The 10,575-nt window shown below is 64.0% G+C and carries 8 protein-coding genes; 4 read left to right on the forward strand and 4 right to left on the reverse strand.

Annotated elements, in window-relative coordinates:
* Positions 1-39: 39 nt before the first annotated feature.
* On the reverse strand, positions 40-1,416 hold the full coding sequence (locus SM753_RS02450; protein WP_323190399.1) for an adenylosuccinate synthase: 1,377 nt from the start codon (positions 1,414-1,416) through the stop codon (positions 40-42).
* Positions 1,417-1,863: 447 nt separating this feature from the next.
* On the opposite strand from SM753_RS02450, the gene SM753_RS02455 reads away from it, so the two are divergent.
* The gene (locus SM753_RS02455) at positions 1,864-2,169 is read left to right on the forward strand and encodes a hypothetical protein (RefSeq protein ID WP_323190400.1); all 306 of its coding nucleotides are present in this window, start codon (positions 1,864-1,866) and stop codon (positions 2,167-2,169) included.
* Here the strand turns inward: SM753_RS02455 and SM753_RS02460 are convergent.
* Together SM753_RS02460 and SM753_RS02465 are read right to left on the reverse strand one after the other, a co-directional pair.
* Entirely contained in the window at positions 2,166-4,850 is a 2,685-nt protein-coding gene (locus tag SM753_RS02460; protein WP_323190401.1) for a hypothetical protein, read from the reverse strand. The genes SM753_RS02455 and SM753_RS02460 overlap by 4 nt on opposite strands.
* A gap of 123 nt (positions 4,851-4,973) precedes the next feature.
* Positions 4,974-5,252, reverse strand: a complete 279-nt coding sequence (locus SM753_RS02465; RefSeq protein ID WP_135534509.1) for a UPF0058 family protein — start codon at positions 5,250-5,252, stop codon at positions 4,974-4,976.
* A 140-nt stretch (positions 5,253-5,392) separates the two neighbouring features.
* On the opposite strand from SM753_RS02465, the gene SM753_RS02470 reads away from it, so the two are divergent.
* Positions 5,393-7,024, forward strand: coding sequence for an NAD-binding protein (locus SM753_RS02470; protein WP_323190402.1), 1,632 nt, complete (start codon positions 5,393-5,395; stop codon positions 7,022-7,024).
* Positions 7,025-7,129: 105 nt separating this feature from the next.
* On the opposite strand, the gene SM753_RS02475 is transcribed toward SM753_RS02470, so the two are convergent.
* Positions 7,130-7,702, reverse strand: coding sequence for a DUF998 domain-containing protein (locus tag SM753_RS02475; protein ID WP_161972919.1), 573 nt, complete (start codon positions 7,700-7,702; stop codon positions 7,130-7,132).
* 183 nt (positions 7,703-7,885) lie between these two features.
* Here SM753_RS02475 and SM753_RS02480 point away from each other — a divergent pair, with 183 nt between their 5' ends.
* Both SM753_RS02480 and SM753_RS02485 read left to right on the forward strand, forming a co-directional pair.
* Positions 7,886-8,614, forward strand: coding sequence for a dolichyl-phosphate hexose transferase (locus tag SM753_RS02480; protein ID WP_138797695.1), 729 nt, complete (start codon positions 7,886-7,888; stop codon positions 8,612-8,614).
* A 154-nt stretch (positions 8,615-8,768) separates the two neighbouring features.
* Positions 8,769-10,520, forward strand: coding sequence for an alkaline phosphatase PhoX (locus SM753_RS02485; protein ID WP_323190403.1), 1,752 nt, complete (start codon positions 8,769-8,771; stop codon positions 10,518-10,520).
* The last annotated feature ends 55 nt before the right edge of the window (positions 10,521-10,575 follow it).

Raw genomic sequence — 10,575 nt, forward strand, 5'->3', positions numbered from 1 at the left:
GTCCGCGGTTCGCTCCGTGGTCGCTGTCGGTTTCTGGCGTTAGAACGGCTCTTCGACTACGACTGTCTCGTCGCGGTCCGCACCGACTCCGACGGCGTACACCGGCGTGTCGAGTTCGTCGCTTACGTACTCCAGATACGTCTGGGCACCGTCCGGAATGGCGTCGTAGCCGTCCGCGGCGACGGAGGACCAGTCGACGTCCGGCCAGCCGTCGAACGACCGGAAGTTCGGTTCACAGCGCCGCCAGTGTTCGGTCGTCGCCGGCATGCTGAACGTTTCTTCGCCTTCCAGGTCGTAGGAGTGGCCGACTTTCACCTCGTCTAGCCCGGAGAGGACGTCGATGTGATTGACCGCGAGCCCGGTGAAGCCGCTCGTGCGGGCGGCGTGGCGAAGCATCGGCATGTCAAGCCACCCGACGCGGCGGGGGCGACCGGTAACCGTACCGTATTCGCCGCCCTCTTCGCGGATGTACGTCGCGAGTTCCTCGTTCTCGCCCTCGCCCTGCTCGTCGTAGCCGGGCGTGTCGCCGACGACGCCGCCGAGTTCGGTCGGCATCGGTCCGCTCCCGACCCGCGTGAGGTACGCTTTGACGATGCCGATGACCTCGCCGCCACCGACGACGCCGGGGCTGAGGCCGGTGCCGGTCGCCGCCCCGCCGGCAGTCGGGTTGGACGACGTGACGTACGGGTAGTTTCCGTGGTCGATATCGATGATGGTCCCCTGTGCGCCTTCGAGCATGACGCTCTCCTCCTCCTCTATGGCGTCAGTGAGGAAGGAGCCAGCGTTGACGGTCATGTCCTGGTCGTCGAGACGGCGACCGAACTCCCGGTACTGCTCGAACACGGCGTCGATATCGAACGCCTCGGGAGCGTCGAGGTCCGCAACGTCGAGGCCGTACACGTCCTCGACGAGCGCGCGCTTCTGCGGGACGGCGTATTTGAGACGCTCGCGGAGGACATCGGGTTCGAGAAGGTCGCCGACGCGGACTCCGCGACGGCCCGCCTTGTCCTCGTACGTCGGTCCGATACCGCGGCCCGTGGTGCCTACCTCCTGGTCCGACTCGCTCTTTATCTCCTCCTCGATGCCGTCTAACACGCGGTGGTAGGGAAGGATGACGTGGGCGCGGCGTGCTACCCGAACGTCCGGGTCGAGGCCGCGCTCTCGGAGGTCGTCTATCTCGTCGAACAGCGTCGCGGGGTTGACGACACACCCGTTGCCGAGCACCCCCACTTTGCCGCGAACAGCCCCGCTGGGAACCAGCGAAAGCTTGTACTCGGTGCCGTCTTCGACGACGGTGTGGCCGGCGTTGTCGCCGCCCTGGTACCGGGCGACAACGTCGGCCTCGTCGCAGTAGAGGTCGACAATGCCGCCTTTCCCCTCGTCGCCCAGTTGGGCACCGACGATGGTAACGGTCATAACAGGGTTCGATTCTCTCTACCCCGGTAAACCGATTACGATAGTGACGCTCGTCACCGGAGAAGTACCCCACGTTCGTGCATCGCCCGGACTGCGAACGCCGTCAAGCAAGCACTTCCGTGATTACGGCGGGTGCTACCGCGTGACGTGTACGCTAACCCGAGTATCGGCGGCGCTCCGCGGGCCGAATTCTACTGAGAGGCCGATCTTACTGAGAGGCCGATCCGCCGGATCCGAGCAGTCGGGGACCGATGTTCGGACAAGCCGGCCTGCGGTCGCACGTTCCCGTTCGGGTTCTATCGCGCACGTTCCCGGTAGCAGCCGCGATCACCGACCGTGGCTCCGATCCAAAGTGTTAACCTTCATCACGGGAAACGTCTGAGACGTATTCGACGCACCGCTCTGAAGACAACTTTTAAAACCCCGAAAGACAAGTTAACAAATGCCATGATAGACCGACTTGAGAAAGAGGTCGATATGCTTGAACGTCACCTCCAGGTTCTGAAGATGGTCATCGAGAGCGAGCCCATCGGGATCGTCAAGATGTCCAACGAAACTGGGTACCCACATCACAAGGTTCGATACTCCCTTCGCGTTCTCGAAGAAGAGAACCTCATCGAACCCTCCAGCCAGGGTGCCATCAAGACGGAGCGTACCGACGAGTTTGTCGACGAACTCGACGCGAAGTTAGACGAGATAGTCGACAAACTCGACAGCATGAAGATAGACGAGAGCGCCGAAGTCGAAAGTTAGAGTTCCGGCACGTTGAGGTGGAAGTCTCTGCCGCGTGATTCGACGAGACAGAGGTGATAGCCTTTCTTACGGGCCAGTTTCACGAAGCTCTCCTTCGAGTCCCGACTCAGGAAACTCCCACTCGTCGCTTCGGCCGCGGTCTCCAGCGCGCCCGGTTCGAAGAAACTCGACGTGACGACGAACGCCGAACACAGGCGGTCGTTGGTCTCTTTGACCTTCGAAGCGCTGTTTTGAAGCCCGGCCATCCCGTCCTGCGTGACGGGTTGGCGCGAGTCGTTCAGGTCCGCGACGACGAGCGGGTTCCCCATCCGGTCGCGCAAGACGATGTCGAACTGCTGTTGCTCGCGTACTTCGTCCCCGTTTTCGGTGTAGACGAGGCTGACGTTGCCCTTTATCTCGGCGCGGTCGATCTCGGGGATCGCGTTGTAGAGGTCTTCGAGCGCCGTCGCGTGACCGGTGTCGCGGATCTCGTACAACAGACCGCCGACTATCCAGTCAACGAAGTTGAACTCTAAGGTGTTCGTGAGGAACTCGTCGAACGCCTGGCCGTCGACTGCCACGTCGTCGGTTTCGAACTGGGTGTGATGTTCGAGGCGAAGGTTCGCGTTCACCGCTTCGGCGTCGGCTTCGCCGGCCCTCGCGTCGTCCAGCGTCGCGTCTCCTTTCGAGCCGTAGCGGACGAACAAGTTGGTCCCCTGAAGCGCCTCCGCCGGACTGATCCGCTGACTGGCGTTCGGCGTGTCCCCTGCGGCTTGGCGTGCGTCCTCGACTTCCGTTTTCAGGCGGCTGACCGTCTGTTCGAGGCGCTCTATCTCGGATTCGAGCTCCTCGACTTCCCCGCGGAGCGACTCGTTTTTCCCGGCGAGGTCGTCGCGCTCGGACCTGAGCCGGTCCCGTTCGCCCTGGAGGTCCGAAACGCGCTGTTGCAGTTGGTCGATCTTGTCCTCGCGTTCCAGCACTTCCTGTTTCAACGCCTCGCTGTTCTCGGTCGATCGCTGCGTGCTGGACCCGTTATCTCCGGTTCCACGGGCTTTCGCCCGGTCTCGGTCGGCTGTTTGCCCTTGGGACCCTGCACGGTCGCGATTGGTCGGACCACCTCGATTCCCGGCCTGGCGACCCGAAGCGCCGCGTGTTCCGGTTCCCCGGGCGCTGCTTTGTGCCTGTGAGTCGCTCCGTCCTCCGTCGTCACCGGTCGACGTGCGGTCGGGGTCGAGCGCGGGGATCGTCTGGGTCTCGCGCCACTCCGCCTCGTCTTCGTTGCCCGGCTTGGTTCGTTCGGCCTCGGCCGACGGCGCGTCGTCTGACCCGAGGTCGGTGTCCCAACTCTCCTGTTTCGGACCGTCGTCGGCTCTCTGGCCGGGTCCGGCCGTGTCCGTTCGGTCCGCGCCGCTATCGTCCGCGTTTGCCGGCGTTTCAGGCGGTTCCGTGGAAGCCGACGCGGTGTCACTGTCGGGCTCGGGTTCTGTTTCGACCGCGGGGTCAGCGTCCGTCGGATCCGTCGCGTCACCGGCGGCGGTGCCGAACGACTCCCGTTCGGTAGGGTGTGTCGGATCGAGGTCTGGCTCCGAACCGGACGGCGATTCTCTAGTGGTCTCCTCGCTCGGCATCGGATCCGGGGCGTCCTCGTGCGATACCGAGTCCGTGACGCTCTCGGTCGGGGCCTGATCTGCAGTGCTCCCGTCGGTTCGCGCCGCATCGTCACGTTCCGGGGAAGTCGTTACGTCGTCTTCCGGGGAAGGCGTCACGTCGCCTACCTCGGTCGCCCCGCTCTCGCCGGTCGAGGTCTCTGTTCTCTCCGTGGCCGTCGTGTCGGGGGACACGTCCGACTGCCGGTCGGTGGCTGCGTCAGTCGGCGGGGTTTCCCCACCGCTGGATCGCTCTGAACCGGACTGTCGCGCGTCGCTCGTCCCCGTCGTCGCGGCGTCGTCGACGGTCGGTGACCCACCCGTTCCGCTCCCGGCATCGATGTCGTCCGTCACCCCGACACCGCCTGCCTCGTCCGTCACGCCGGTTCCGGCAGTCGAATTCTCAGCCGTCGTGCCCGTGCCGACGCCGGTTCCCGTCTCCGGTTCGGCGTTCGAATCACTGTCGGTCGACCCCACGCCGTCCGCATCGCCGTGTGCGTCGCCGGTTGTACCCGACGCGGACGGGACGTCGGTCACCTCGATATCGACGTTCCGAACCTCGTAGATGCCGACCTCGTCGTTCGCGCGCTCGAACGCCTCGTCGCCGGTCAGGAGGTCCTCGCTGTTGCCGACGAACGCGCATTTCATCGAGCGTCCGCCGTAGTAAACGACGTAGTAGTCGCCGCTCAGAACGTTCTCGCTGAGTTCGATGTAGCCGGTGAACGACCCGGAAGAGAGCGTTCCGTCGGCCTCGGCCACGGGCGTGTCCTCCGTGTAGTATTTGGCCTGCTGTTCGCCGCCCTTTTCGAGCATGGTAAACAGAAGCGGGAGAGAGGGATCCGGTGCCTTGTACGGTGTCGCAGATGCAGACTCGAAGTCCTCTATCTCCCCCTCGAACACCCCCACGATGCGGCCGTTTAGCATGAATAACCACGTGCCGCGCGCGCGCACCGCACCCGAGAATCCGTCGTCCGCGAGGTCTCGTAACCCGTCGTACCCCGTCGTTGTCGGACGGGTACTCCAGTCATCCACCCGCTCCTCCGTGCGCGTTTTCATGCATGGCAAAAGCCACATGCGAAACATATACTTTCCGCCGCTAGCAGAGAATGTGTCCCGCCGTGACAGGTCAGAGGTGGACCTGCGGGCGGCTAGAAGCTACCGCCGACCGAACTACTCGCCTCAGATCTTCTGTTCGGCGTCGTCGGCGAGTTCCTCCATGCGCTTGCCGATACGGCCTGCGGAGGAGAACTCGTCTTCGCTCATCGCGTTTGCGAGTGCGTTTCCGAGCACGAACACGGCGTGTTTGTGCTCGCTTTTCGATTTGTGAACGTGAGACGGATCGACGTCTAGCTGATAGTACGGGTCGAACAGTTCCGGATCGACTTCCTCACGCTCGGCGACGTTCTCCATGATCGTCACCATCTGCTCGTGTAATTCGAGTAGCTCGTCCTTATGCATGGATCCCTCTATGGGGGGTCCGAATTTCAACCTTTTGACCGTGCCACCCCCCGTTCGGTGGAAAATCGGTGACCTGACCCTCCATCGGCGAGTTCTTCGACGGAACCCTTTTTGTCCTCTGTGTGGGAAAGAGTGTGCGAATGAGTACCTGGCGACGACGAACGATACTCTATCTCCTCGGACTGGCGGGTATCATCCTCCTGTACACGCTCGCGTACCACTTCGGGATGGGGATCTTCGAGAATCGGCCGTCGACGTTCCCACACTCGCTTCAGGTCGTCGTCGAGACGTTCACTACGACCGGGTTCGGGTCGGACGCCCCCTGGTCCTCGCCGTGGATGAACGTCCTGGTCATTCTGATGGACCTGACCGGCGTGTTTCTCATTTTCATGACGCTCCCGGCGTTCGTGTTCCCGCTGTTCGAGGAGACGCTGGCAACCGCCGCACCGACCGCAGTCGAGGACCTCTCAGACCACGTCGTCGTCTGCGAGTACACGCCTCACGGAGAGGCGCTCGTCGACGAACTCGAAACGCGCGGACAGGAGTACGTCGTCGTCGAATCGGACGAACCGACGGCGACGGAACTCCACGAGACGGGACTGTCAGTGATTCATGGTGACCCGGAATCGACCGCGACGCTCCGGAACGCGAACGTCTCGGGGGCGACTGCGGTCGTCGCGGACGCCGACGACGAACGTAACGCCAGCATCGTCCTCTCCGTCCGGGAAGTCGACGGCGAGGTACAGACGGTGACGCTCGTCGAGGATACCGCAAACTCGGGGTATCACCGGTACGCCGGTGCGGACCACGTGCTCTCTCCCGAGCGGATCCTCGGCGAGAGCCTCGCCGACAAGATAACGCGGACGGTCGACTCCCGGGTCGGTGAGGCCGTAACGGAGGATTACGAGATAGCGGAACTCATCGTCCAGCGAAACAGCGCTCTCGACGGCACGCGACTGGTCGACAGCGGTATCCGGGAGGGGACTGGGGCGAACGTCGTCGGTATCTGGGAGCACGGTGAGTTCCAAAGTCCGCCGTCCCCCGAAACCGAACTCTCGGAGGGGACGGTCCTCCTTGCCGCGGGACGCGTGTCCAACCTGAAGGCGCTCCGAAGACTGACGCGGTCGAAGCGCCGCCGGCCGTCGCGCTCGGACGTCGTCCTTCTCGGTACCGGTGAGGTCGGGTCGACCGTTGTCGACGTGCTGGCATCAGCCGACATCGATGCGACGGTCGTCGACCACCGGGACACGTCTCTCACGGACGTGGTCGGCGACGCGACGAACGAACGGACGCTTCGGGAGGCAGGCGTTCCCGACGCGACGACAGTGGTTATCACGCTGGGAAGCGACACGGCAACGACGTTCGCGACTCTCGTCGTCGACCAACTCAATCCGGACGCCGAGATCGTCTGCCGGGCCGAGGAGAACGAGAGCGTCCCGAAACTCTACCGGGCCGGCGCGGACTACGTGCTAGCGCTGTCGACGGTCAGCGGTCGCATGCTCGCATCGACAGTGCTCGACAGGGATGTCATCTCGCTCGACACGCAGGTCGAGGTCGTGCGCACCGAGGCACCCGCGCTCTCAGGACAGACGATCCGTGCCGCGGACATCCGCAACCGGACGGGGTGTACCGTCATCGCGGTCGAACGCGACGGAGAGACGATAACTGACCTCGCCCCGAGCTTCCGATTCGAGGTCGGCGACGAGGTCATCGTCGCCGGGATAGACGCCGACGTCAACGAGTTCACGGCGCTTGTCACGGAATCCGAGTAACAGTGTCGCCCAGACCCGTCGCGTTCGGACGTACCAGCCGTGCGGTCTGCTGGTCGGACGTACTGCCCCGCTGTCCGGCGACAGGGCGGGCGGTGACTTCGATGGCTACTGTCGGAGCAGGCGGCGAGCGGTGGCGACCGTCCACACGCCGAAGACGGCCGCGCCGGCGAACTCCGCGCCAGCGAACCAGTCGGGCGCGAGCAGTCCGGCCCAACCGATCCACAGCAGGACGTGACCGATGCCGAGCCAGACTGTCGCCAGTCCCCGTCGAACGTCGCCCGCGAGCGCCTCGCCGCTGCCCCACACCCACAGCGTTACCGTGGCGAAGAGATAGTGGGCGATAGCGGTGATCCCGTGGCCCGCTCTCGGGAGGTGGAAGACGCCGACGAGCCCCATCGAGGCGGTCGCGAGGACGAACGCGACCGCACCCGCGGTCTGTACGGCGTTTTCCGCCCGGCCGTAGAGCGCGTACGCGAACGGCAGTCCGACGACGCCGGCCGCGACGAGTCCGCCGTTGAACAGTCGAAACGTGGGTTCGTTCGGCCGCCCCATATCAGACAGCGCCGCCCCGCTCCAGGTGAACGACGGCGAAAGAAGCGTCGCCACGAGGATGGAACCCAGCGCCAGCGTGGGCGCGGCGAGTCCGGCCGCGGCAGTGACCCGGCGAGTTGATGGCATGGTTTCGTCCATCGAGCCGGGAGTGAAATACGTTCTCACACATCGCGGCTGTTTCTCCGCGTTTCACGCCGTCGCCCGCGAAGTCTCGGACCGCCGACTCCCGACATCAACTGGGCGACGGTCGATCCCCGTTGTTTTTGGCAAACCTAAAAACTCAAGTGCTCCCGAGCGAAACCGCCAGTAATGAGTATACGGGCAGATCGGGACCGCGACGACGGAGACGGGAGCGAGGACCAGTTCACCTTCGACGACCTGAGCGTCGTGATGGGGACGTACAACGAGGCCGAGGCCATCGGAACAGTGCTCGACGACGTCGCCGATGTGACGGACGGACGCGCCGAGGTGGTCTGTGTCGACAGTTCCGACGACGAGACGCCGGAGGTAGCGCGTGAACACGGCGCTCGCGTGGTCAGACAACCCCCGCAAGGGTACGGCGTCGCGGTCCGCGAAGCCATCCTGACGCCGGACCGGCCTATCGTCGTCACCACTGACTGCGACGACACCTATCCGATGGAGCAGTTGCCGGAGTTCCTCGCCGCGATAAACGACGGGTACGACGTGGTCAGCGGGGACCGACTCTACCACGGTGCCGACGCGATGCCGGACCTCAACCGCCGCGGCAATCAGGCGTTTGCCCTGCTCGCGAGCGGTCTGATGGGCCAGCGCGTCCACGACACGACGACGGGGATGCGCGCGTACCGCCGGGACGTGGTCGAGTCAATCGAGTGGACCGAAAACACGGGGCTCTCGGCGGAACTGCTGATCCGGCCGCTGATGCGAGGATACGACGTGAAGGAAGTGCCCATCGCGTACCGCGAACGGAAAGGCGAGACGAAACTCGACCCGTTCTCGGGCGGCGTCGCCATCGCGAAGTCCATCGTCAAAGTCTGCCTCGAAGAGCAGTTCCGGTGAGCCTCTCGGCGTGATTCTATCGGGGGAACACCGTCGAACGGTTCCACCTCACGGGTCGATATGCACCGGACAATAGTGATACAGACCGTCCAGTACCCCGCTGTACGGCTAATATAAACCTATTCCTGTACTATTCGGGAATCCCGAGATGTCGATGTCCAGAGACCTACAACTCGGCCGGCGGGAGGTACTGAAGGTTCTCGGCGTCCTCGGTACACCATGGGGCGTGACGAGCGCGCGGAGTGACAGCACTGCAGGGGTCGACACTGACCCCACGCTGAACCGGTTCGCAACCACGGCAAGCGGTGCTGAGATCACTGGCCTCTTTCTCACCGACGACGGAACGCTGTTTTTCAACGTGCAACACCCGGACGACGACAACATGTGGTGGGGCTACCGACACGGGGGCGTCGGCGTCGTTCAGGACACCTCTCTCCACGACCTGCCGCGTGATTTCGGCAGCGTGCAGACGCCGACGTCCGACTCCTCGGCGGAGATGGTCAGAACCGCGGCCGGCACTCACTCCGTGCTCCGCAACGGCGGCGACGACATCGGCGACGGCGAACGCCTCGGCGTTCCCACGACACCCGATGGTGAACCGCTGACCGACGCCGACACGCCGGATTTCAACGGGTTCATCCCCGCGAACGACGCCGGTGACGAAGGGTATCTGTTCACCAACTGGGAGACTCGTCCGGGGGCCGTCAGCAGGATGCACGTTCGGCGCGAGGGTGGCCGCTGGACCGTCGTCGACGCCATGAACGTCGATTTCCGCGACGTGGAGGGGACGTGGGTGAACTGCTTCGGGACCGTTTCGCCGTGGGAAACGCCGCTCACCTCCGAGGAGAACTACGCCCACACGAGCACAGCACACTGGAACGACCCCGAATGGGACTACGTCGACGGCGTCGAGAACCTGGAACGGTATCTCGGCCACTATCCGAACCCGTACAGATACGGGTATATCGTCGAGATAACGGAGCCTGAGTCCGAGGACCCGACGCCCGAAAAGCGGTTCGCCATCGGCCGATCCGCCCACGAAAACGCCGTCGTCATGCCCGACGAACGAACCGTGTACACAAGCTCCGACGGCACCGGGAAACACCTCTACAAGTTCGTCGCCGACGAGGCGCAGGACCTCTCGTCGGGAACGCTGTACGCCGCCAGTGCGTCTCAGGACGGTCGTGGCGACCCGGCTGATGTCGGCTTCGACCTGGAGTGGGTCGAACTCGGCCACGCGTCGGACGACGAGATAGCGGAGTGGGTGGCCGAATACGACGGCATCTCGCAGGCCGACTACGCGGACGGCGAGACGAGCTACATCACCGACGCCGAGGTAACGGCCTGGGCGAACGGAAACGCCGACGACGACCGCGTCGCGTTCCTCGAATCGCGGAAAGCGGCCGAGGTGGCCGGTGCCACGAGCGAGTTCCGGAAGATGGAGGGGATCAACATCCGTCCCGACGCCGAACCGGGCGACTACATGTACGTCGCGATGTCCGCCGTCAGCGAGACGATGGCGGACGACGAGGGAGATATCCAGCTCCGCGGCAACGAGTACGGAGCCGTCTATCGGATGCAGCTACGACAGAACTACGATGTCGACCGAATGGAACCAGTTGTCACCGGCGGTCCGGACGCCAACATCTGCGGCGGCTGTCCGTACGACGCCGACCCGAATTCGAACGAGTCCGTCTGCCAGGACTGCGGGTACAACCCTCAACAGGACGAAGAGGGCGCGTTCGGCTTCGGCGAGCTATCGCTCTCGCCCGACCAGGACCCCGAGAACACTATCGCGAATCCGGATAACGTCGTCGTGATGCCCGACGGTCGCGTCATCATCGGGGAGGACACCGGATTCCACGACAACAACATGATCTGGGTGTACGACCCCGCGGACGGGTGAGCGGTTCGAACTGATACTGTCGGCTGTAATCCCTTGAAGAATATCGGACTCCCGG

The sequence above is a fragment of the Halostella sp. PRR32 genome, from assembly GCF_034808085.1.
Classification (GTDB): domain Archaea; phylum Halobacteriota; class Halobacteria; order Halobacteriales; family Natronoarchaeaceae; genus Halostella; species Halostella pelagica.